The organism is Pristimantibacillus sp. PTI5 (assembly GCF_048572955.1).
Lineage (GTDB): Bacteria > Bacillota > Bacilli > Paenibacillales > Paenibacillaceae > Pristimantibacillus.
In genome coordinates this window covers 3832500-3856709 of the sequence record NZ_CP183886.1, presented here as the reverse complement: position 1 = coordinate 3856709, position 24210 = coordinate 3832500, and the positions used below count along the sequence as shown (strand labels likewise).

The window sequence follows — 24210 nt, the reverse complement described above, 5'->3', positions numbered from 1 at the left end:
CTTTCTCTCTCTTTAGACCTGCTAGAAGACCTTTCTGTTACTCCGTGAGCCATATTTCCCGCAGTTGATCGCTATACACATATTTCGTGATCTGGATTCCGAATTTATGCAGCGCTGCGCGCACGGGCACAATGACCTGGCCTTTATCGGACGTATGAATTTCATTACCCGTCAGCGACAGCACCCGGTTTCCTTCGAAATAGGCATCGATCAGTCCATTATCTACATCAAGCGCTATGCTTCCGCCAACCCATTCTGTAAGTTTCCGCAGCGATACCTCGATAGCCCCGTTTGTTACGCCGTATTCGCCTGCCTTTAGTACCAACATTTCCTCTCCGCGGTGCAAAATAAGATCCGGCGCATTCGCCGCTGCTTGCGCCAATGCGCTTTCCCTGGCAAGCTTTTCCGAGAACTGGACAAGCTTTTTTATTTCTGGCTTGGTGACACTTGCCCTGCTCCATTTCAACTTATCCGCCGGCTTGAATTGAATCGGCTTTACTTCATCCGTTATTTTGGCAAAAGCATAACCTTTGCTTTTATAATATTTAATGATTGCCGGAAGCGCCTTGACCGACTCCTCGTGCCCCGCGCTGTCATGAAGCAAAACGTTCAGCTTGCTCGCAAGCTTAGAACCTTGGATCGTCGTCAAAATCTCAGATGCAGGTACGCCCTGCTGCTTCGAATCTCCACTGTCCACATTCCAGTCATGCACCTGGTAGCCCGCCGCAGCCATTGCATCGAAGTAGCCCTGATCAAAATTGGTGTATGTCCCGCCAGGCGTCCGAAAAAGTATCGTCCTGACGCCTGTTGTTTGGTATATGGCCTTATCGGTTTTCATGACCTGCTCTGCAAACTCGGCAAAGCTCCCATATAAACGCTCATATTTATGATCAAACGTATGATTGCCGATCGCATGGCCTTCTGCGATGATCCGCTTCGCTATATCCGGCTGCTTCAGCACATGCTCGCCCAAAACAAAAAAGGTCGCGGAAATGCCTTCCTGCTTCAATAGATCAAGGACCTGTTCGGTATTTTTGCTCGGACCGTCATCGAAGGTCAAAAATACGGTTTTCTGTTTTGTCTCTGCTTTTTCTGCCAATATGGGTTCACTTGGCTTCTCTAACGCGGCTGCGGCCGGTTTGTCTTTTGCCAGCTGCTGCTTTGTTTCATAGGATGCATGCGCAGCTAAAAACGGCTTGGCTTCATAATGAGCAGCAGATATTGATACGGCTTCGCTTGCCTGCACCGTCTCCCGCTCCATTGCCGCATTGCTCTGATCACCGGCAAAGCTCCCAAGCTCAATCAAGCCGACCCACATCATCACTGCACAAATTGCCACCCTCAACATACGCCGCATTCGATGTGCCACCCTTCTCTACCTATGAATAGGAACTCTCATGTATTCTGATAGATTATATGAGCCGCTTCTCTAGTAAATGACTGTTTCTCTTAAATGATGAGATACATTCCAACCTTCCAAATAAAAAAAGCCAAACACAGCTGCCGCTTGTTGTGTTTGGCTTTCGTCTTATTTTTGTCATGGGTGTAAAGTTACTCTATTTTTCCTCATCTACTGCAATGTAAACTGCGGAAATGTGATCTACCTCTTAATCCGCAACGTTTACGCTATAGATATTATTATCCTTATCATAAGGAAATTCGTTTTTGAAATAAAGAAGATCGCCTTCGCGCTTCATGAATTTGAGGAAATCGCCGCGGTATGGCGTATCATTATACGCTACATACTCCTGATGCCGAGCATCAAGCAGCTCCTTGTATAAGACCGTAACCGCGCTGGTTCCCCTGTCTACCAGCTTCAAAATGCCATCCTTATTCCCACGCAGCAGAAATACATCCTTGTCGAAGTACTCGACGAAATACTCATCCGCTTCTCCGCCAAGCTTCACTAAATCGATGGTTTCGAGCAATTTTCCTGTCCCGTCCTCGATGATTCTCAGCGTTTTTCCGTCGATCAATAACAGCTGGCTGCCCAGCTTCGTTACATTTACTTCTACGCGATTCCAATAATGCACGCTAGCTTGATGAATAACCTTGCCCTCTTTCACGACAATCGTGAAATATTGATTATTCAAGTGCGGCTCTCCGTAATGATCGGCAAAAGAAATGATTAACAGTCCGCCAGGCGTTCTTTCAAAATTCGAAGACAGATACTCCTTAATCGAAGTACCGAGCTTTGCCAGCTCGCGTCGTACGCCTTTGCCGTCCGTCACATATAGATTACCGCTTTTTCCTTCAACCGTATATTTTAATCCCTCATGGACAAAATCATATTTCCTGAACGTTTGCAGCTGTTCTGCCTTTAGCGTCTTAGTCGGCGCATCCCATGTCAAACGGCCGCCGCCCAGCGCCTGGACAGCGAAACGCGCCGGTATGTAGAGCTCCTTCTCGAACAGAAAAGGCGCGCCCGGAAGCTTCACCATCTTCCCGTCAAGCATCCCTGTCAGACTGCCTACCCGAACTGCCAACGACTTGTTCCAGCCGTTGAACTGCGCTCGTTTGCCCGTGGCATCCCAGCTTAGGTCCAGCTTAAAATAAGCCGTCATACGCGTCAGAGGCACGAATGTGACCCCATTTTTCACAAGGGCGCTTCCCCCTAAGCTTCCGCTCTCCATCCAGTGGAACTCGTATTTGCCTTGGGCAGCTGCACCAGCTGTAGCCGGAAGAATAAGCAATAAGGCCAGAATGAAGATTGTTATGCTCCGCTTCACTTTCAATCATCCCCTCTTATTCATTAAAATGGGTTTTCGATAATTAATAACGCTTATAGGGTTGGAAAGGTTGCGAACGTATTGATGAATGCCAGAAACGCAAACAGCCGAGCAGAGATTGCTTCTCTGCTCGGCTGTTTATGCAATTATGATCAGGCATTGCTGCTCTTAAAACGCAGCTACGATCGCGCCTTTATACGTATCTTCGATAAATTTCTTTACTTCCGGCGAACGAAGCGCCGCTGCAAGCTTCTGCATCGCTTCGGAATCTTTATTATCCGGACGAGCAACAAGAATGTTTACGTAAGGAGAGTCGCTGCCTTCAATGAACAGCGCGTCATCCGTCGGAACAAGATCCGCCTCAAGCGCGTAATTCGTATTGATTAGGGCAAGATCAACCTCGCCGAGTACACGCGGAAGAGTAGCTGCTTCAACTTCTGTAATGTCGAGCTTTTTCGCATTTTCGGTAATGTCTGCAACGGTCCCGTTAACGCCAACGCCGTCTTTAAGCTTGATTAGGCCATTTTCTGCCATCAAAGCAAGCGCGCGGCCGCCATTCGAAGGGTCGTTCGGAATTACGACTTTTGCGCCTTCTTTAAGCTCTTCCAGCTTTGTGATTTTTTTCGAGTACGCGCCGAAAGGCTCAATGTGCACGCCTGCTACGTTAACAAGGTCATAACCTTTGTCCTTGTTAAACTGCTCGAGATAAGGCATATGCTGAAAAAAGTTCGCGTCGATTTGTTTCTCAAAAAGCTGGGTATTTGGCTGTACATAATCATTGAATTCGATGATTTCCAGTTCAACGCCCTGTTCTTTCAAGATAGGCTTCACGAATTCCAGCAGCTCCGCATGCGGCACGGGAGTTGCGCCTACCTTCAGCTTAACGGCCGATGGCGTTTCTGCCCCCGTACCGCTCGTATCGTTCTCGGTATTTTTGTCTTGTCCGCAGGCGGCCAGTGTAAACATCAGCATCATCGTTAAAATCAAATAGCTTGTCTTCTTCATGTTCATTCCTCCAATGTTGTATTGCTTTCTAAGCTGTAATGCTTTCTAACTTTCTACTTCCTGCTGTAGCGCCGAACCAGCGCGTCGCCAATCGTCTGAAGCACCTGAACAAGCACGATCAGCAGCACAACCGTCACGAGCATCACATCGGTTTGAAACCGCTGGTAGCCGTAACGAAGCGCTAAGTCGCCCAGTCCCCCGCCGCCGATTACGCCTGACATGGCCGTGTAGGAGACGAGCGTTACCGCCGTAATGGTTACGGCCGCAAGCAAGCTTGGGCTGGATTCCCGGAGCAGCACGCGCCGCACAATATCCCATTTCGAAGCGCCCATCGCTTGGGCAGCCTCAATCACGCCGCGGTCCACCTCGCGCAGCGACGTTTCCACCAGCCTTGCGAAGAAAGGTGTGGCGGCTACGACGAGCGGCGGAATCGAGCCCTCTACGCCAAGCGTCGTTCCTGTAATCAGCTTAGTAACAGGCATGATCATAATCATCAGGATGACGAACGGAACGGAACGCAGCACGTTGACAATAAAAGAGAGCACCCCATAAACCACCGGCTGCTGCAGCAGCTGTCTGCGAGAGGTTAGAAACAAGATGATGCCGAGAATTAAGCCGAAAATAATCGTAAACAAAAGCGAGGCCGACAGCATATAGAGAGTATCCTTCGATGCCTCTCCTATTTCCGGCCAGCGCACGTTTTCAAAGCTCATCATATCGCCTCCACCTCCAGCCCGTCCTTGCGCAGAACGTCAATCACGGTCTCGATTTCTGCATCGCTGCCGATCAGCTCGACAATAAGCTGGCCATACGGCGTCTGCTTCATCCGGGATACCGTTCCTTGCAAAATGGCGAATTGGACGGATGTCGGCTTCACGGCATTATAAAGAATCGGCTCATATGTCAAATCGCCGATGTAGGTCATGCGCAATAGACGCCCTGTGCGCTGGCGCAATAGCTGTCCGTTTACTCCGCTGTCCGCCACTTGATCAACAAACTCGCGGGTCACCGAATGCTCGGGCTTTAGAAAGACATGCAGCACTTCGCCTATCTCGACGATTTCCCCTTGGTCTATCACGGCTACGCGGTCACAGATCGAACGAATGACATTCATTTCATGCGTAATGAGCAGGATGGTAATGCCCAGCTTCGCGTTAATATCGAGCAGCAGCGACAAAATCGAATTCGTCGTTTGCGGATCGAGCGCCGATGTCGCTTCGTCGCACAGCAATACGTCCGGATTGTTGGCAAGCGCCCTGGCTATGCCGACTCTCTGCTTTTGTCCCCCGGATAGCTGCGCGGGATATTTATCCGCATGCCCCTCTAGCTGAACCAGCTTCAGAAGCTCATCCACCCGTTTATTCATCTCTGTTTTGGATAGCTTTGCAAGCGCGAGCGGAAAAGCGATGTTATCTCTAACCGTGGACATCGACAGCAGGTTAAAATGCTGGAAAATCATCCCGATGCGTCTCCGCTGCTGCTGCAGCTGCCGTTCAGACAAACCAGTAAGCTCAACGCCGCCTACCGTTACTTTGCCCGTTGTCGGCTTCTCCAGCAAATTGACGCAGCGCAGAAGCGTGCTTTTCCCTGCTCCGGAATGGCCGATGATGCCGAATATTTCACCCTTATGGACCGTTAAACTAACGTCACGGACCGCTTCTACCGAAACCGTCCCTACCCGATACGATTTTTTGATGTTGTTTAGCCTGATCAGTCTAATAACCCCCTATCGAACAAGCAAAACCATATTGTATAAATGTGTCAGGCATCCCGTCAATGTATAAAATATTCCATTTCATTCATATACCCCGATCATAAGGCGATTAAGCGGCTTAAATGAATTTTCTTTATTGTCTCCTGAGCCCAATTATTTACTCTTTCAAGAACTGCCCGAACAACAAAGTAACAAATAAGCCTATCCCTCCGTTAAGCTGGATAGGCTTATTTAGTTTGCGGATCGCTTGCCGCTTAGCGTTGTGCAGCCTGCTGTAATTGCTGTACTGCTTCAAGCACCTGCAGCGTATGTCCCTTGACTCTCACCTTGCGCCATTCTTGCACCAGCTTGCCCGCTGCGTCGATTAGAAAGGTCGACCTTACGAGTCCCATATACTCTCTGCCATAAAGCTTCTTTAACTGCCATACGCCGTAAAGCTCGCACACGGCATGCTCGATATCTGCCAGCAGCAGGAAGGGCAGCTCTTTTTTTGCGATAAAATTTTGATGCGATTTAACCGTATCGAGGCTGATTCCCAAAATAACGGTATTGTGTTTAAGCATTTCCGCGTTCGCATCGCGAAAGTCGCAGGACTCTTGGATGCAGGCAGTCGTCATATCCTTGGGATAAAAATAAAGGACGACATTTTTCCCGCGGTAATCGCTTAACGAGACGTTCTCCCCGTTTGAAGCCGGCAGGTTAAAATCCGGAGCCGATTCTCCTATTTGAAGCTGTGTCATTGCTAAACCTCCATCAAGCACTCTTTATTTGCTGCCTTATTCGCGAGTGAAAAGCGCAAGCTAGGAGCCTGCACCCCGGTAACGCTTTACGCCATGGTTCCATAGCCAGAGCCCCAACGAGAACACGATGATGCCCATGACGGGCGTCAAAAGCGCGAGCTGAGAAAGATCATCGGCTTTTTTCTCGAGGAAATAAGAAGCGGGAATCACGCCGACGAATGCAAATGGCAGCAGCCAGGTAAGAACGAAGCGAATCATTTTGTTATAAATGTTAACCGGATAGCGTCCGTAGTTTTGAATGTTGTACATAAGCGGCACGATGCCGGTCGGCGCATCCGAATAAAAGGAAATTGCGCTGAGCGCGGTATAAAGCCCCGCATAAATAAGGACTGCGCCTAAGATGAGCAGCAGAAGCACGAGTACGTCAAGCACTTGGAACGGCAGATCGAGCTGCGTCCAGCAAAGCGCCATGATGATGGCCCCGACGAAGGAGCCGATTAACGAAGGCGGATCTACGTTTTCAAGCAGCACCTGATACAGACTGTGCGCCGGCCTGGTAAGCACGCGGTCCATTTCTCCTTTTACGATATAACGTTCGCTGAAATTCCATATGCTGAAGAAGGTGCTGAACACGCCGTAGGGAATCATGAAAAACCCATAAACAAATACAACCTCTGCCTCTGACCAGCCGCCAAGCGAAGGCGTATGCTGGAACACGATCAAGATGAAGATCAGGTTCATCCCTTGGAACAATAAATCGGACAGCACCTCGACCCAAAAATCTGCCCGGTACGTTAACCGCGTTTTCGCGTAATTTTTAATATATTCCCAAAATAAAGATGCATATCTCATGTCTGTTACCCCCCTTGCACGAACAGCCGTCTACGAGCGGCGCGCCACGTCAGCCATATCGGCACCAGCAAACCTACAAACCATAACACTTGAATGCCAAACACATGCAGCACCTCGCTGCTTGGCGTTCTTCCCGTAAATACGGAGCTTGGCAAATAAGTGATCGCTTGGAACGGCAGCCACTGCATGATTGCAGACAGCCACCCCGGGAAGAAGGCAATCGGCACGACCACGCCGGAGAACAAATCGACCATTACCCGCTTCATCCGCATCATGCCCTCGTTGTTTTCGACAAAAAACGCAAATAAGCCGGTCAAAATATTAATTTGCGAGTTAATCAGAAAGCTAAAGAACAGCATGACTAAATAAATAAGCCATGTCATTGGATCTGTCGGAAGCGTGACCGGGAAGATGAGACAAACGATAATCATCCCCGGGATCATAAACAGCAGCATGCGGAAGAGACCCTCGCCGAACCCCTGCATCATTTTTACGAATAAATAGGAATACGGCCTGATTAATTGAACCGCCACGCTACCGTCCCTAATCTCATTTGCGATCTCGCGATCCAAATTGTTGAAATAAAAGGCACGCGCCATCCACGATACCGCCACATAGGTCGTCATCTGCGTCACCGTAAAACCGGCGAGCGTTTCCTTGTCCCCGTAAATCGCCTGCCACAGAAAGTAATAAGCGCCGATGTTAATCGCATAAATAATGATACCGCTGTAATAATTAACGCGGTAAGCAAGCATCATGATAAATCGAATCCGAATAAAATCGATATAAGCGCTCATCATGATTGAACCGACTCCTTGGAGGTTGACGCGGAACCGGAGGAATAAATACTTCGGACGATATCATCCGTATTCGTTTCAATAATTTTGATATCGCGAATTTCTACGCCGCCTACTACGCAGGATAAAGCATCGGAAACATTAACCGCATGCGGCAGCCACATTTTTGCCGTAACCTCGTTTTCCATCGTCCAGGTGACATCGAGGGATTCCGTTAGCTGCTGCAGCTTGGCCAGCTGCGTGTGACCAGCGAATTGGAACTGTATTTCACGGCCCTTGCTCCAGCGGTTCTTCAGATCGTCCAGACCGCCGTCATAGATGATGCGGCCGTCATCCAGCATGATGACACGCGAGCAAAGCGCTTCGATATCCTGCAAATCATGGGTAGTCAGCAAAATAGTCGTTCCCTGCTCTCTGTTCATTTGCATGAGAAAGTCGCGGATTTCGGTCTTCACGACAATGTCGAGACCAATCGTCGGCTCATCCAGGAACAGGATGGACGGATTATGAAGCAGCGAAGCGACAAGCTCGCAGCGCATCCGCTGGCCTAAGCTTAGCTTGCGTACCGGACGGTTGAGCAAATCGCCAAGCTGCAGTCTTTCGACAAGCTCGTTCAGGCGTTTGCGGAAATCAGCCTCCGATACCCGGTATACCTTGCGCAGCAGCTGGAAGGATTCGATGACGCCGATGTCCCACCACAGCTGGGAGCGCTGTCCGAATACAACGCCAATGCCGTTCACGAACTTCTCGCGGTCCTTGAACGGCACGTAGCCGTTCACCTTGAGTTCGCCTGACGTAGGCACCAAAATACCGGTCAGCATTTTAATCGTTGTCGACTTGCCGGCTCCGTTCTCTCCGATATAACCGCAGATTTCGCCCTGCGGGATTTGAAAGGAAATATCTTTAACCGCCGTTACCTCATTGTACTCGCGTTTAAACAAGTCCTTGAGTGCGCCGGATAAGCCTTCACGATTTTTCTGCACGCTGAATTGCTTGCGTAAATCTTTTACATCTATGGCTAGCATTGTTTCTTAAAGCCCCTCTCGCTTCGACATTTCCTAGGAAATACCGATCTTTATTTACCTAAAACGATAAAACTTGCTCTACATGTCGTTCAGCTTTATAATTTTATGATATGTAATCATACATTAGTTCACGCCTAGCGTAAACGGCTGGCTTTGCCTCAGGTACGGCAGCTTGTTCGCAGATGAAATATAAGCTATGAAAAAGCTCATACTTATACGTTCTTATATTTCTAGCGTAAAAGGCTCCGCTAGCCTATCCACTGGAAGCGGACCATTCGCTATGCCATCATCTTGCATGCTTACATTGCAATTTACCCACATGGACACAAAATGATCCTGCAGCATCTGAAAGGAGCACGTCTAGCGAAATGTCTAAACAGACGAACCGAGTGCCTAAAGAAAAGAGCAAGAAAAAAAGATGGAAATGGTTTTTCATCAGCCTCTCCGTAATACTAGGCGCTGCCGCAGCGTTTCTTATTTACTGGAGCGTAGGCATATATAATGCTCTTGATAACTTCAGTGACCCTAAAGAAACGAAAGTGCCCGTAGAGGACGCCGAAGCTACGCCTGTTCCCATCCCGGATTGGGAAGGAAAAGAACGCGTCAATATTTTGCTGCTTGGCGGTGACGCTCGCGGATTAGACGAGGGGCAGGTTGCCCGTTCCGACTCCATATTAGTCGCTTCCTTTGATCCCGTAACAAAAAAGGCGCATTTGTTCTCCGTGCTCCGCGATACGTATGTCAATATTGAGGGCCATGGCAGAGGCCGTATCAATACGGCGCTTGCTCTAGGGGAATACCCGTTAGCCATGAAGACCGTCGGCGACCTGCTCGGTCTCGACATTCAATATTATGTATATACCGACTTTGAAGGCTTTAAGAAGCTGATCGATACGATCGGCGGCATTTACTTCGATGTCGAAAAAGATATGCATTACACCGATAACGCAGACGGCAACCGTTACGATATCGACCTAAAAAAGGGTTACCAGCTGCTTGACGGCGACAAAGCGCTGCAATATGTCCGCTTCCGCCACGATGCGATGAGCGATTTCACGCGTACCGAGCGTCAAAGAAACTTTCTTCAAGCGGTATCCAAGGAGCTTCAATCCACTTGGAACATCGTTCGCATGAAGAAAATTCTTGAAAGCGTCCAGCCGTATGTCAGCATGAACATCAGCGTGATGGATATGCTGAAGCTCGGCCAGCTAGGCGTCAAAAGCCATGTGGCCAGCACAACGCAAATCCCGCCGATGGAGCTTATCGCGGAAGACCGCGTTGGCGGCGCATCCGTCATCGGCATCAGCGACGAAGACGAGCTGCGCGATTTCGTGCAAATGACGCTGGAGCAGGACGATACCGTCGCTACTCCTACGGAAACCACTGCACCGACAGACGGTACAGAAGCAACCAACCAACAGCAATAACCTATACGTACACGCAACTGCGCCAGCAAGTTGCGTGTATTTTGTTACCTGAATAAGAATTGATAAGTGTTCAAAAGCATGCGTTTCTATATTTTGCGACACGACACTTTTTTTCACAGAGGTCGCGACAGCCGTTAAAGCTTGTCCAACTCCGGGTAAGATATTACCCGGCTACCCTATCCATTGGAGGCTGAATGCCATGACGAACAAACGACCGAATTCCGAGAAACTCTATGAAGAAGCGCTGCAGCATATCGTTGGCGGCGTGAATAGCCCCTCCCGCTCCTATAAAGCAGTAGGCGGCGGCGCTCCGGTGTTTATGAAACGCGGGGAAGGCGCTTATTTCTGGGATGTCGACGATAACCGTTATATCGACTATTTAGCAGCATACGGTCCGATTATTACCGGACATGCCCACCCGCATATTACGGAGGCAATCGTGCGTGCCGCCCAGAACGGCACGCTTTACGGCACGCCTACCGAGCTGGAGATTAAGCTGGCCCGCATGCTGAAAGAAGCGATTCCTTCGCTCGACAAGGTCCGGTTCGTCAATTCCGGCACAGAAGCCGTTATGACGACCATTCGCGTGGCCCGCGCCTATACGAAAAAATCCAAAATCATTAAATTCGCCGGCTGCTATCACGGGCATTCCGATCTTGTGCTCGTTGCGGCAGGCTCCGGGCCGTCTACGCTGGGCATCCCGGACAGCGCCGGCGTTCCGTCCAGCATCGCAAGCGAAGTCATTACGGTGCCATTTAACGATCTTCCTGCTCTGCAAGCTGCCTTGGATCGTTGGGGCGACGAGACTGCCGCTGTCATGGTAGAGCCCATCGTCGGCAATTTTGGCATGGTCATGCCGCATGAAGGCTTCCTCGAGGGGCTGTGCAAGCTTACCCGCGAGGCCGGCGCTCTCGTTATCTACGATGAAGTCATTAGCGCTTTCCGCTTCCACTATGGCGCAGCACAGACCTATGTTTCATTTCCCGATCACCAAGCCGTGGAACCGGATCTAACCGCGCTCGGCAAAATCATCGGCGGCGGCCTGCCGATCGGCGCATACGGCGGACGACGCGAAATTATGGAGCAGGTTGCTCCGCTAGGACCTGCTTATCAAGCCGGTACGATGGCAGGCAACCCCGCTTCCATCTCCGCGGGCATTGCCTGCCTCGAGCTGCTGCAGGAGCCGGGGATCTACGACAAAATGAATGCTCTCGCAACGAAGCTCGCGGCAGGTCTGCATGCCGCTGCCAAGCGGCATGGCATCCCGCTTACGATCAATCAAATCCGCGGCTCATTCTCCGCGCATTTCTGTGATCATCCGATTACGAATTATGATGAGGCGCAGGATACGGACGGCGAGCTGTTCGGCAAATTTTTCAAGTTCATGCTCGATCAAGGCATCAACCTTGCGCCGTCCAAATATGAGGCATGGTTCTTTACGACCGCGCATACGGAAGCGGACATTGATGAAACGATCGTTGCAATTGATCATGCTTTTGCACAATTAGGCTCTGCAGGCGCTGTCTCTTAAACCACCTGCAGCCATTGAATAGGTCGCCAAAGCCGGCAGCTCATTGGTAAGATGCCACGGAAAAAACAAAACAAAAACGAGGAAGTCTTCATGGCCGCCGGGCCAGCAAGACTTCCTCGTTTTTGTTGCAGCTCATTATTAATTCACATCGTTAAGCAGCAGGAGCCTGTCATCGGTTTTGGACGGGATGCCGCGTCCATCCGTATTGTTCGTGATGATGTAAATGCGTCCATCCTTTATTTTCACATCGCGAAGTCTGCCTTCGCCTTCAAATACAACGAACATTTGATTCGTCGCCGGATCATAACGATAGAGCGCACTTCCCAATAAGGTTGCTATCAACAGTCGATTGTTTCCGTCGATTGTCGCGCCGGACGGCGCAATGGCCTTCTCGCCGGTATGGTAAATTGGCGTTACCATTCCCTCTTTTTTCGCATCTCCATAAATATCCGGCCAGCCATAATTAGCGCCAGCTTCGATGATATTGATCTCATCATGTCCGCCCGGATCTCCGGATGGGCCATGCTCCGTATTGAACATGACGCCTTCAGCATTCCATGACAAGCCTTGCGGATTTCGATGCCCGTACGAATAAACATACGAGTCTGGGAAAGGGTTGTCCGCAGGAATTTTACCATCAAGCGTCATCCTTAATATTTTACCGGCTAAACTGTTAAGGTCCTGTGCGAGTTCCCGCTGCTGCGCATCTCCCGTTGTGACATAAAGCAGGTTACCGGGCCCGATCGCCATTCTTCCGCCGTCATGGTTGGCCGCTCCGGGGATGCCCTCAAGCAGAGCCTGAACCTCATCCCATTGCTCGCCGTTTTGCTTCAGCAGAACGACCCGATTCAATATTCGGCCATTCTCCTCGTAGGTATGATAAGCGTAGGCGTTTTTGGTATCTACAAAATCCGGTGCCAAAAGGAAGCCAAGAAAGCCGCCCTCTCCGTTACCGTGTACGCTTTTTTTCAGATGGACGGACTGGCGGGTCATGTTCGAGCCGTCCACCTTCACGATATTCCCTTCGCGCTCGCTAATATAAACTACGTCCTTGTCAAAGGTAATGACCCAAGGAACACGAAGCTCCTGGGCAAGCACTGTAAAAGCTTCGACCGGTTTCTCTGAAGCTGCTGGCTCGTTGGTCTCCGCGCCCGTTTCCGTTTCCATCGGTATCTCGGTAACTGCGTTTGTTGCCGTATTGGCCGGCGGCTGCGATCCGGGCGCCTCATTTTTTTCGCATGCGGCCAGCATGCCTAAGCATAGGGCAGTCATGACCATGGCGGTTATCCGTTTTTTGGCTGTCATTCTGCGCTCACTCCCCCATTAAACAGAGAAGGACACCGCAGTTGCAAGTCTCGCAATGCGCTGTCCAATCCTGCTATTCGTTTGCTTTCGCTTCACCAAGAGCTCGAATGAGCTCCTCTTGAATATGGCCGTTAGAGGCTACGACATTGCGAACACCGAGGTCGTAAGGCCTGCCAAGCGTGTCGCTTACGATTCCTCCCGACTCCTGCACAAGCAGCGAGCCTGCCGCCAAATCCCAACTGCTAAGCCCAATTTCCCAAAAGCCGCTTAACCGTCCTGCGGCTACATACGCCATATGCAGCGCGGCGGATCCGGCGATACGAAGGTTGCGCACCTGAGGGGCAACCGCCTGTATGCCTTGCAAATTTAAAGGCAGAGCATAGTGGTGATCAGCCGGAAGGCCGGTCGCTACCAAGCTGCCGCGCAGCGTATCCTCTTTGGATACGTGCATTCTTTTCCCGTGAACGTAAGCTCCCTTGCCTTTTTCCGCAACGAACAGTTCATCCTTCATCGGGTCATACACCACGCCGACAATCACCTCGCCGTTATGGGCAAGCGCAATGGACACGCAGAAAAATGGAAAACCATGCACAAAATTTGTCGTTCCGTCAATCGGATCGACGATCCATAAATATTCGGCATCACGGATATTTTCAAGAGCCCGCGTTGACGCTTCCGGTCCAGGCTCCACGCCCTCTTCTCCTAGAAACGAATGATGAGGGAAATGCGTCATGACGAGATTTTTGATCAGGCGCTCTGAGCCTTTGTCTACTTCGGTAACAAGATCATGCGAGGAATACTTTATATCAAGGCTAGCGTAATTGCCAAGCTTCGTCTTAATCCATTCTCCTGCTTTGGACGCACAGTTGATTGCGACAGCAGTAAAGCTTTTCCCGCCAACGACGGAAGCGTTGTTCTGGTCACTCATGATCCATCACTCTTCCCTCTATGTAAAATCACGAACATTTCTATCCATGTAATCCTCTTCTACGTATGAAGCTTCCGGCAAGTTTCGTATATTAAGTACTCTCACCATATCAAAATGATCGCAAGCCTTCAATAATTAATTGTCCGGCAAGGAGCAGGAGCGTTACCCGGAGCAGCCATAACAAGCCTTTTCCGCTCATTTTCACCGCGATCGCCGCGCCAAGCTTTCCTCCGATCCATGCTCCCGGCACTAACGCCAGCACCAGAAGCCAATCCGTCTCCCCCAAATAGGCATGCATGCCGCTTCCAAGGATGGATGATAAAAAAATAACGAACATCGAGGTCGCCGTTGCCATATGAGGCGGGAACCGGAATAAAAGCACCATGAGCGGCACGAATAACGAGCCTCCCCCAATGCCGAACAAACCCGACATGAGCCCAACGCCGAAACCGATCGCAAGCGCCGGGAGGATCCCGTAGCTGTAGGTATGCGCCTCTCCCGAAGCATCGATTATCGTACGGACGATCGGCCACTGTTTGGAAAACGGTTTCATATAGTCCCGTGCAATCAGGAGCGAGGCCATCAGCAGCATAAAAACGCCGAATACCAACTGAAACACGCCTGCGGGAAGCATGCCCGTCATCGCTGATCCGATCATCGCAGCCGGTCCGCTCGTAATAAAAAATAACCAGCCGCTGCGAAAGTCGACAATTTTCCGTTTTGCGTAGCTGAGCGTAGATGCCAGTGCCGTCACCACAAGCACGGTTAGTGAAATGCCGACTGCCGTTGCATGTCCGATCTCATCACCCGTTAATACAGGCCCAATCAGCATAAGCACGGGAACGATGATAATTCCGCCGCCCAGCCCTACTATGCTGCCGAACATAGCCGCTACAACTCCGAGTAATATTAAAAGTATCCATTCCATGATGATAATCACCTTTTCATTGTGATAAAGGAGGCTGTATGGTTAGCTGCCGGCATACAATAGCACCGCCAAGAAATGCCTTGGCGGTGCTGCTCTGCTTTGTTAATGCACGGGAGCTATTTCTACGCGCCCGCCATCTAACACCTTAATGCCTTCTTCGGCCGCTTCCAGCTGCTTTAAGTCCTCGATGAGCTTAATCAATGCTTCATCTTTGCTTTTTGCTTCCAGCATACAGTCCAAATACTCGCAGCTTCGTGCGGCTTGGCGCAAAAACTGGACCAATGGACCAGCTTCCACAAAATCGGCATGACCGCGCGGATCGGATAAGCTTTTGGGGCTGGAGGCATGGATTTTGGGCGGAAGCTGGCTGGCGCTCGCATAGCCCAGCCGCTCGCGCTCCTTTGCCCAAGTCCGCTCAATACGGGGCCATAACCCATGGTACAGCTCGTCATCTTCGATGTCGCCGGAATTGACGGCATGATGATGAATGTCGAGCACCATGGGAACCCCCGCTTGTTCCGCCACTGCGAGGGTTTCCCTCGCATTAAACGTTTTATCATCATTTTCGAGCGTAACCCGATGCTTAAGACGAGGCGACAAGGCGCTGAACTGACGGATGAACCGTTCTCCAGCTACAGCCTTGTCGCCATATGCTCCACCGATATGTATGTTGCATTTGGTCGCTTCATCCAATCCCATTGCCTCCAGCATGAGAACATGATTCATCAAATCCCGCTCGGAATTGGCAAGCACCTCCGGCCTCGGCGTGCTGAACACGCAGAAGTGATCCGGATGAAAGGAAACTCGGATGTTGTTTTGCTTAGCATACTCACCCACCTCTAAAAAAGCAGGAGCAAGCGCGACAAAAGGATTCCAATCTGCTAATTCTTCATGCGTCGCTAGCGGAATGAGCTTAGATGAAAAACGATACATTTGAATGCCGCTCGCTTTGCAAAGCTTCAAAATACGCAGCGTGCTCCGTAGATTTTCTTCCGCAATTCTTTCCAGCTTCCGGATTCCCGCCTCACGGTCGTCCAGCTTGGAGAAATTTTTGAAGGTCATCGTTTTGGAGGGAGACGCATTTTCAAGCTGCAAGCTCATTGCGACAAAGCCCAATCTCACGATCATCGATTAAGCCCTCTCGCCAAAAAACATTTCAAAAGCAAGCGCCGTTTGAACTCTTGCTTCTTCCTCGGTCAACTTTCTCACGAGCTCCATCTCCACTTGTGTCACTTCTTCGCCTTGAAAATTAATCTCGGCAATGGAAGCTAAAATGCGGACAATCGCGATCGCTTCATTGGCAGGCGTGTAGGCAATGACCTTCTGGCCGGTTGGAAAAACGCGAAAGCCGCTCTTAACCATTTTGCCCCGACCGTACTCCAACAATTCATACAGCTCCTGCTCGGACTTAAATTTACAAACCGAATTAAACTCCGTTGCAAAACCCATTGTATTTCCCTCCTTTCAGTGAAATTTCTACCCTGCCTTCAAAGGTTCATTACCAAACCTTAAAAGGATTTACTACTAACCTTTAAAGCTTTAGTACCAACCTTCAAAGGCTTTAGTACCAACCTTCAAAGGCTTTAGTACCAACCTTCAAAGGCTTTTCGAACCCACCCAAACCCTCCCTTCCAAGGGAGGGCCCCAAGGGTTGCACCCTCTGGACACCCGCAAATGGACTAACGTCTGTGAGACAAGGCACGTTATGGCTGCGTTTGAACGTGGATCGCTTTCGTCCCTGCGGGACACGCTTACATTGGATTGGTTTTGGACCAACCTTCAACTTCTCCCCATAAACACTCAGCGAGACTTCGATGCTTGCTTGCTGAGTATGAAAGAGAATCGCTTTCGTCCCTGCGGGACACGCTTACATTGATTACTTATAAAGGATTACTCATACTTCGCGTTAAGTAACCTCAACATTACACTTCGACTAATCCTCTTCGTTTTAAATAACTGGAATTTCTCCTGTTAATTCACCCAATTCTACTCCATTTAAGCATTTAGATGGAATTACTCCATCTAATTTGGTGCTTGTCCATCATTTATCCCAATATGCGAGCAATTAGATGGAGTAATTCCTGTTAAATAAGCCGCCGCTCCAAGCAACGAGCAATTAGCAGGAGTTTATCCAGTTAATTGATTCAAGAAGTATGTATCAAGAACAGGAGACCCGTTTACAGTGGTAAGAGCGAGTTCTTGATTGTTCTTATTATTCTTGATTAGTGCATGTATGGAACGCTAGCTACCTAAAGCAACTCTTAATTCAAGGAAGCAGACACTGATTACTTTTAAAGGCAGTCTGTGTCCATCATTTCCTTAAATCTCATCATTTAGGCGCTGAGAAGTCCAATAGAACTGCTCTAAATCTAACTGCGCCTAGCCACATCGTTTCGTTTTAAATAACTGGAATTTCTCCTGTTAATTCACCCAATTCTACTCCATTTAAGCATTTAGATGGAAATTATCCATCTAATTTGGTGCTTGTCCATCATTTATCCCAATATGCGAGCAATTAGATGGAGTAATTCCTGTTAAATAAGCCGCCTCTCCAAGCAATGAGCAATTAACAGGAGTTTATCCTGCTAATTGCTCATCAGAAGCGTCGTATGCCGTTTAGCAACGCAGCATGCATCATGCGATCACGTCATAACGAAGGGTTCCGTTCCAGCACTGCGTGACACACTGCAGGTATGAATAGGTTACTTTTAAGATCTTATATGTGCAGCTGCGTTTGAGCGGTCCTGAAATCACACTGTGCAAGCTCAGCAGCTGCAGCAATTCTTCGGTAAGCTTCTTTCTTATTGTGCCGCTTCGCCTGTGAAATCAATACGCTGCTTGTCGGCATGGCGTGAAAGAGCCAGCGAGATCAATGAGTCCAATAGTTCTTTATATGGAATACCGGTTTCCTTCCACATGAGCGGATACATGCTGAAAGGGGTAAAGCCCGGCAAGGTGTTCACTTCGTTGATAAAAATTTGGTTGTCGCTTTTGCGAACGAAAAAATCTACGCGGGACAAACCGGAGCCGTCGATGGCTTGGAATGCGCGAACCGCCATTTCGCGGATGGATTCTGTCATATCCGGTGACAAAATAGCCGGAATTTGCATTGTCGATTTCCCGTCGATATATTTAGCTTTGTAATCATAGAATTCGTTAGAAGGCGCAATTTCGCCCGGTACGGATGCTTTGGCGTCATCGTTGCCCAGTACGCTTACTTCGATTTCCCGCGCATCCACAAATTCCTCCACAATGACCTTGCGGTCAAAACGCAGCGCGTAGTTCACCGCAGCAACAAGCTCTTCGCGGTTTTTGGCTTTGGATACGCCGACGCTGGAGCCCAGGTTAGCCGGTTTGATGAAGCAAGGGTACCCAAGAGCAACCTCACATTCCATAATAAAGAAGGAAGCGTCTCTCTCCCATTGCGTCCGGTTAAAGTAGCGGAAAATGCATTGCGGCAAGCCCTCCTGCGCAAATACTTTTTTCATCATAATCTTGTCCATCCCAACGGCAGAAGCGAGAACACCGGCTCCCACATATGGGATGTTCGCCATTTCGAACAGTCCTTGAATCGTTCCGTCCTCGCCGAATGTCCCGTGCAGCAGCGGGAACACGACATCAATGCGCGGCTCCTCGCCTTCAGCGGATGTGCCTGCGTTTAAGCCTTGAAATAACGGAGCCAAAGCGAAGCCCGTCTGCTTCGCCTCGCCCGCTGCAAAACGAAGCTCTTCTACCGTATTTGGACGGGCATGAAGCACGGCACCCGTTTTCCATTCGCCTTGTTTTGAAATATAGAAAGGTTTGATTTCGTATTTGCTATAATCGAACTCACCCATAACCGCGTAAGCCGTTTGCAGAGATACCTCATGCTCTCCCGATTTCCCCCCGTAAACTAAACCTACTCGAACCTTGCTCCCCATGGCATATCCTCCGGTACAATAATTTATAATAGATCAGCAATGTGAAAAAAACGATATTTCGTTTGTTCCGTCCATGCATAGGAATCACGATAATCCCAATAGCGATGCCTGCTGGAAACGGTGTTGGCATTCACTAGCGGCATTCCGAACGAATCAAAAGCAGTGACGATCGTACTGTGCTGAAAGCGATGATCGCCATTCCAGTCATAGGTAATGACATCGCCTAGCTGCAGCTCATCGGCAGATTGCACAATCTCAGCACGCATGCCAGAAGACTTCGCCCCCGTCAAATAATTGGTCAAAGCATTGGATACCGCCCAGCTGTAGCTCCACCATTCGCTGCCCTTATTCCGGCCTTTATACCACCAGCCCGTTTCCCTCTTACCAGTATAGTTCATCGGAGCATTGCCTGCAAAGATGCACTGCGACACGTAATGGGTACAATTCACCTCAAAAAGCTCATATGCCGGGTTCCCTTCATTCCACCAACGATCCGCATAAGCCGCAGCCAAATCTCTCCTGTAACGAATGCCGGAGGGACGGTGTTTGAATTGCTGTAATAGGTCATAATTTAAGTATGGTGTTGACGGTGACGATAGATCGCCAAATAGCTCCGAATAATCATCGACGGTCATCCAGTTGTCTGTTGCCGTGCCAAAGCGTGGCCTGCGTTCCGATATAATCGGCTCCACACGCAGGATATCCCAAGCACCGCCGGACAGCCCTAACCAGAGACGCTCTAATTCGGATCTTTCCTCCATGTAAAATCGTCCAGACTGTTCCATCCTTCTCTTGATATGGAGCCGGACAAGCACGGAAACCTCATTCGGCGAATCGTTAACGCGAATGAGCTCAGCCTTTGTTTCGCTCCCTGCCGGAAGCGCGCCCCTGAGCAAATCACGTTCTCTGAGCCGCTCCAGCCTGCAGCGAAGGCGCTCGCAATGGTCAGAGTCGGTTACGTAGTCGGTCAGCACAGCCGCGTGCTGATTAGCTTCGGCTTGATTATACAAGCTGACGTAACGGTGGATAGCCGCTTTCCATCCCTGCACCTTCCCCTGCTGGATATGCTGGTCATAATCAGAGGAACGAAGCAGCGAGTTAAGCTTTGAGGCTTGCTGTTTAACCGGTTTTATTTCATGATTCGCCCGATCCCTGATCTGCGGTGCGTGAATGCTCGGCTGTGCTTGTCGTTCCGTTTGCACCCCGGAAGGGGGCAGCTGCGGCTTCAAGACAGCATGCGTCGTTGCTTTCTGCTCTAATTTACGCGGAGAGGCGGCCTGCTTGGACGCTGCTTGCGTTTTCTTCTGACCAGTCGTTCCTTGTCCCTGGTTACCTATTCGCGGCATAGCAATCCTCCTTGACCTTGTTGTGACTGCAAGCTTAACGCAGATTAACTGCTTCATTATATGAAGCCTTCTTCCGTTTCATGTAACATTCGTAAAGTTGCCTTTTCAAGCGATTTACAGGCTTGGAAAGTCATAATTGGACTTTACGGAAGGACTATTTTAGCGATATACTATAGTTATAGCGATTTTGAAATTGTGTTTCACAGAATGAAACACAAACTACATTCAAAGAGGAGAATGACGATGGCTACACAAAATCATTATTCGGTTCGCACAACGCTGGACGCTGGTGGCAAATCTTACGCTTACTACCGTCTGGGCGGACTTGAAGAACAAGGACTAGGCGATATCTCGAAATTGCCTTTTTCCATTAAAGTATTGCTTGAGGCGGCTGTTCGCCAATTTGACGGACGCGCCATTACTCCCGAGCATGTAAAGCAGCTGGCAACTTGGGCTGACGGACGCGAAGACAAAGAAATTCCTTTCATCCCTGCTCGTATCGTATTGCAGGATTTCACGGGCGTACCGGTTGTCGTTGACCTTGCGGCAATGCGCGATACCGTGAAAAAAGCAGGCGGAGATCCGAAGAAGATCAACCCGCTCGTACCCGTTGACCTTGTCATCGACCACTCCATTATGGTGGACGCATTCGGTTCGCCTGAAGCGCTTGAATACAACACTAAGGTTGAATTCGAACGTAACGAAGAGCGCTACCGTTTCCTTCGCTGGGCGCAAACGGCATTCGATAACTTCCGCGCGGTTCCGCCGGGCACGGGTATCGTTCACCAAGTAAACCTTGAGTACCTTGCATCCGTTGCAGCTACAAAAACAATCGACGGCGAAACTGTCGTATACCCTGATTCCCTCGTTGGTACGGATTCGCATACAACGATGATCAACGGACTTGGCGTAGTAGGCTGGGGCGTAGGCGGTATCGAGGCTGAAGCGGGTATGCTTGGCCAACCTCTATACTTCGTAATGCCTGAAGTTATCGGCTTTAAATTGACAGGCAAGCTGGCAGAAGGCTCTACAGCGACTGACCTTGCGCTTACTGTTACTCAAATTTTGCGTAAAAAAGGCGTTGTCGGCAAATTTGTCGAGTTCTTCGGCCCGGGCTTGTCGAACATCAGCCTTGCTGACCGTGCAACGGTTGCCAACATGGCACCGGAATACGGCGCGACAATCGGCTTCTTCCCTGTCGATGACGAAACGCTTAGCTATTTGAAACAAACCGGCCGCTCCGATGACCTTATCGAGCTTGTTGGCTCATACTACAAAGCGCAAGACATGTTCCGTACGGATGCAACTCCGGATCCGGTATTTACGGATGTTGTTGAGCTTGACCTTTCGACAATCGTTCCTTCCCTTGCAGGACCGAAGCGTCCGCAAGACCGTGTTGAGCTAACGGCAATGAAGGAATCCTTTAACGGCATCATCCGCACGCCGATCGACAAAGGCGGCTATGGCCTCTCCGATGAGAAAATCGAGCAGTTCGTAACGGTTAAACACAATGACGGCCAAGTGAGCAAAATGGGCACTGGCGCAGTCGTAATTGCCGCAATTACAAGCTGCACGAACACGTCTAACCCAAGCGTAATGGTTGGTGCCGGACTTGTGGCTAAAAAAGCAGTTGCCCTTGGACTTAAAAAACCTGCTTACGTAAAAAGCTCCCTAACGCCGGGCTCGCTCGTTGTTACGGAATATTTGACAAAAGCAAACCTGATCGAGCCGCTAGAAGCGCTTGGCTTCCACGTAGCAGGTTATGGCTGCGCGACTTGTATCGGTAACTCCGGTCCGCTTCCGGATGAAGTAAGCAAAGCAATTGCCGACAACGATATGACGGTTTCCGCTGTTCTATCCGGTAACCGTAACTTTGAAGGCCGCGTTCATGCGCAAGTAAAAGCGAACTACCTGGCTTCTCCGCCGCTTGTTATCGCTTATGCGCTTGCCGGTACGACTAACATCGATTTGACAACGGAACCTATTGGTTACACAGAAGACAACAAACCGGTATTCCTCAAAGATATCTGGCCTACGTCGAAAGAAATCAACGATGCGATGACGGCTGCGCTTAACCCGCAAATGTTCCGCGATAAATACGAGAACGTATTTACGCAGAACGAGCGTTGGAATGCAATTTCGGTACCTAAGGGCGAGAGCTACGAGTGGGATAATAAATCGACTTATATCCAAAACCCGCCATTCTTCGAAAACCTTGGCCCTGACCTGAACGATATTGAAGATATTCATTCCTCAAACGTGCTTGCGCTTATGGGCGATTCCGTAACGACGGATCATATCTCCCCGGCCGGTAACATTACCGTTAACAGCCCAGGCGGCCAATACTTGATCGAAAACGGCGTAAAACGCGAAGACTTCAACTCGTACGGCTCCCGCCGCGGTAACCACGAAGTGATGATGCGCGGTACGTTCGCGAACATCCGTATTCGTAACCAAGTGGCTCCAGGCACAGAAGGCGGCGTTACGACTTACCTGCCGACCGATGAAGTGATGTCGATCTACGATGCATCGATGAAATACCAAAAAGACGGCAAAAACCTTGTTGTTCTAGCCGGCAAAGAGTACGGCACTGGAAGCTCCCGTGACTGGGCGGCTAAAGGTACTATGCTGCTAGGCGTTAAAGCCGTTATCGCTGAAAGCTTTGAGCGTATTCACCGCTCTAACCTGGTCGGTATGGGCGTATTGCCGCTCCAATTCCCAGAAGGCCAAGGCTGGAAGACGCTTAACATTACGGGTCGCGAAACGTTTGATATCGTTGGCTTGTCCAATGACGTTACACCAGGTTCGCAAGTAACGGTAACCGCTACTCGCGAAGACGGTACGACCTTCGATTTCCCTGCAATCGTACGTCTTGACTCTGTCGTAGACGTGGATTACTACCGCAACGGCGGTATCCTTCAAACGGTACTTCGCCAAATGATCGCTAACATGTAATAATCGTCGCACACGCGCAAGCGGTGCAGCCGTAAGACAAGGGCACCCGTTCAAGCAGAGCAATCGGCTTGAACGGGTGCCTTTTTTTTTTCTGAAATGGCATCATTCACAAGCGTAAACGGCTGGCACCCTCTTTGGCGGAAAAGGCTCGTTTCCTTGTGAAAATTATACTTTTTCAAAAAAAGCAGCAGACCCGAGGTTCGCCTCCGGCCTGCTGCTTTTTGTTGTTCTGGCTATAAAATCATTATTCCCATTCGTTTGGCGGACTCCATCATCACAGGCGCGTATTCTCGCATCGTCTGCATGGTCAGCCTGCTTGCAGGCCCCGATACGGATAAGGCTGCTGCCAGCTTGCCCGTCCGATTAAAAATCGGCGCCGACAACGCGGCAGCCCCCGGCTCGCGCTCCTCGAAGCTTGTCGCGTATCCCTGCGCCAAAATCTCTTCCAGCTGCTGCTTGTACTGGTCCAAATCAATGGAATAAAGCCATGACGGATCCCCAAAAATGCTCTCCTGCACCATCGGGTCGGAATAAGCGATCAGCACCTTGCTCGAAGCGCCTGCGTAAAGCGGAAGCCTCACGCCGACCGGTGCAACCCGCCGCACGGGCTGATTGCTTTGGACAGCTTGCATGCGAATCCGCTCCGAGCCGTCCCTTACATATATGCTGACTGTTTCCCCCAGCTGGTCGCGCAGCCGTTCCATCTCGGGCAGCCATATCGTTGCTTGGTCGTCTGAACGCGATAAATTGGCGGACAGCTCCCACATCTTTAATCCTAAATGATAACGGTCGGTTGAGCGGTCCCGCTCGATAAAGCCCTTCTCCTCGAGCGTAGCGAGCATCCGGTGAACCGTGCTTTTGTGCAGGCCGACATGTTCGGCGATTTCCGTCATCGCCCAGTCCGTTTTTGAAATAAAACATAGCAATATATCAAGCGCCCGATCCACTGCCCGCACCGTCGATTTTCCATCTTCCATGCAGCCGCACCTCCCTCCAAGCGTAAACGCC

At 50.0% G+C, this 24210-nt stretch carries 20 protein-coding genes; 3 read left to right on the top strand and 17 right to left on the bottom strand.

Translation table 11 applies throughout. From position 1 onward, the window contains the following. Positions 1-37: 37 nt before the first annotated feature. The 9 genes from ACN6MW_RS17300 to ACN6MW_RS17260 form a co-directional block, all read right to left on the bottom strand. The gene (locus tag ACN6MW_RS17300; RefSeq protein ID WP_419871317.1) at positions 38-1357 is read right to left on the bottom strand and encodes a polysaccharide deacetylase family protein; all 1320 of its coding nucleotides are present in this window, start codon (positions 1355-1357) and stop codon (positions 38-40) included. 250 nt (positions 1358-1607) lie between these two features. Continuing rightward, on the bottom strand, positions 1608-2729 hold the full coding sequence (locus tag ACN6MW_RS17295; RefSeq protein ID WP_419871316.1) for a copper amine oxidase N-terminal domain-containing protein: 1122 nt from the start codon (positions 2727-2729) through the stop codon (positions 1608-1610). Between the two features lie 168 nt (positions 2730-2897). Further along, positions 2898-3734 carry a MetQ/NlpA family ABC transporter substrate-binding protein gene (locus ACN6MW_RS17290; RefSeq protein ID WP_419871315.1) on the bottom strand — a complete coding sequence of 279 codons (837 nt, stop codon included), beginning with the start codon at positions 3732-3734 and terminating at the stop codon, positions 2898-2900. 53 nt (positions 3735-3787) lie between these two features. Then, a complete protein-coding gene (locus ACN6MW_RS17285) occupies positions 3788-4450 on the bottom strand; it encodes a methionine ABC transporter permease (RefSeq protein ID WP_419871314.1) in 663 nt (220 codons plus the stop codon). Beyond that, entirely contained in the window at positions 4447-5448 is a 1002-nt protein-coding gene (locus ACN6MW_RS17280; protein ID WP_419876374.1) for a methionine ABC transporter ATP-binding protein, read from the bottom strand. The genes ACN6MW_RS17285 and ACN6MW_RS17280 overlap by 4 nt, the downstream gene beginning before the upstream one ends. 254 nt (positions 5449-5702) lie before the next feature. After that, positions 5703-6188 (bottom strand): thioredoxin-dependent thiol peroxidase, encoded by a 486-nt coding sequence (bcp, locus tag ACN6MW_RS17275; protein ID WP_419871313.1) that lies wholly within the window; start codon positions 6186-6188, stop codon positions 5703-5705. A gap of 60 nt (positions 6189-6248) precedes the next feature. Further along, entirely contained in the window at positions 6249-7040 is a 792-nt protein-coding gene (locus ACN6MW_RS17270; protein WP_419871312.1) for an ABC transporter permease, read from the bottom strand. 5 nt (positions 7041-7045) lie between these two features. Beyond that, positions 7046-7840 carry an ABC transporter permease gene (locus ACN6MW_RS17265; protein WP_419871311.1) on the bottom strand — a complete coding sequence of 265 codons (795 nt, stop codon included), beginning with the start codon at positions 7838-7840 and terminating at the stop codon, positions 7046-7048. Then, positions 7837-8862: an ABC transporter ATP-binding protein gene (locus tag ACN6MW_RS17260; protein WP_419871310.1), complete on the bottom strand. Its 1026-nt coding sequence runs from the start codon at positions 8860-8862 to the stop codon at positions 7837-7839. Before ACN6MW_RS17260 ends, ACN6MW_RS17265 begins: the two co-directional genes overlap by 4 nt. Before the next feature lie 368 nt (positions 8863-9230). On the opposite strand from ACN6MW_RS17260, the gene ACN6MW_RS17255 reads away from it, so the two are divergent. Both ACN6MW_RS17255 and ACN6MW_RS17250 read left to right on the top strand, forming a co-directional pair. Next, a complete protein-coding gene (locus ACN6MW_RS17255; RefSeq protein ID WP_419871309.1) occupies positions 9231-10289 on the top strand; it encodes an LCP family protein in 1059 nt (352 codons plus the stop codon). 199 nt (positions 10290-10488) lie between these two features. Then, positions 10489-11820, top strand: a complete 1332-nt coding sequence (locus tag ACN6MW_RS17250; protein ID WP_419871308.1) for a glutamate-1-semialdehyde 2,1-aminomutase — start codon at positions 10489-10491, stop codon at positions 11818-11820. A 138-nt stretch (positions 11821-11958) separates the two neighbouring features. Here the strand turns inward: ACN6MW_RS17250 and ACN6MW_RS17245 are convergent, their stop codons facing one another. From ACN6MW_RS17245 to ACN6MW_RS17215, 7 genes are all read right to left on the bottom strand, one after another. Then, positions 11959-13125: a PQQ-dependent sugar dehydrogenase gene (locus ACN6MW_RS17245; protein ID WP_419871307.1), complete on the bottom strand. Its 1167-nt coding sequence runs from the start codon at positions 13123-13125 to the stop codon at positions 11959-11961. 73 nt (positions 13126-13198) lie between these two features. Next, complete coding sequence (locus ACN6MW_RS17240) at positions 13199-14053, bottom strand: inositol monophosphatase family protein (RefSeq protein ID WP_419871306.1); 855 nt, start codon at positions 14051-14053, stop codon at positions 13199-13201. Positions 14054-14162: 109 nt separating this feature from the next. Continuing rightward, positions 14163-14981, bottom strand: a complete 819-nt coding sequence (locus ACN6MW_RS17235) for a sulfite exporter TauE/SafE family protein (protein ID WP_419871305.1) — start codon at positions 14979-14981, stop codon at positions 14163-14165. Positions 14982-15083: 102 nt separating this feature from the next. After that, entirely contained in the window at positions 15084-16109 is a 1026-nt protein-coding gene (gene uvsE, locus ACN6MW_RS17230) for a UV DNA damage repair endonuclease UvsE (RefSeq protein ID WP_419871304.1), read from the bottom strand. Positions 16110-16112: 3 nt separating this feature from the next. Beyond that, positions 16113-16430, bottom strand: coding sequence for a hypothetical protein (locus ACN6MW_RS17225; RefSeq protein ID WP_364150920.1), 318 nt, complete (start codon positions 16428-16430; stop codon positions 16113-16115). Between the two features lie 1352 nt (positions 16431-17782). Next, positions 17783-18901, bottom strand: a complete 1119-nt coding sequence (locus ACN6MW_RS17220; RefSeq protein ID WP_364150915.1) for a D-alanine--D-alanine ligase — start codon at positions 18899-18901, stop codon at positions 17783-17785. Positions 18902-18924: 23 nt separating this feature from the next. After that, on the bottom strand, positions 18925-20247 hold the full coding sequence (locus ACN6MW_RS17215) for an amidase domain-containing protein (RefSeq protein ID WP_419871303.1): 1323 nt from the start codon (positions 20245-20247) through the stop codon (positions 18925-18927). 243 nt (positions 20248-20490) lie between these two features. Here ACN6MW_RS17215 and acnA point away from each other — a divergent pair, with 243 nt between their 5' ends. Beyond that, positions 20491-23202 (top strand): aconitate hydratase AcnA, encoded by a 2712-nt coding sequence (gene acnA / locus ACN6MW_RS17210; RefSeq protein ID WP_419871302.1) that lies wholly within the window; start codon positions 20491-20493, stop codon positions 23200-23202. Between the two features lie 233 nt (positions 23203-23435). Here acnA and ACN6MW_RS17205 read toward each other — a convergent pair whose 3' ends face one another. Beyond that, on the bottom strand, positions 23436-24179 hold the full coding sequence (locus ACN6MW_RS17205) for an IclR family transcriptional regulator (RefSeq protein WP_419871301.1): 744 nt from the start codon (positions 24177-24179) through the stop codon (positions 23436-23438). Positions 24180-24210: the final 31 nt, after the last annotated feature.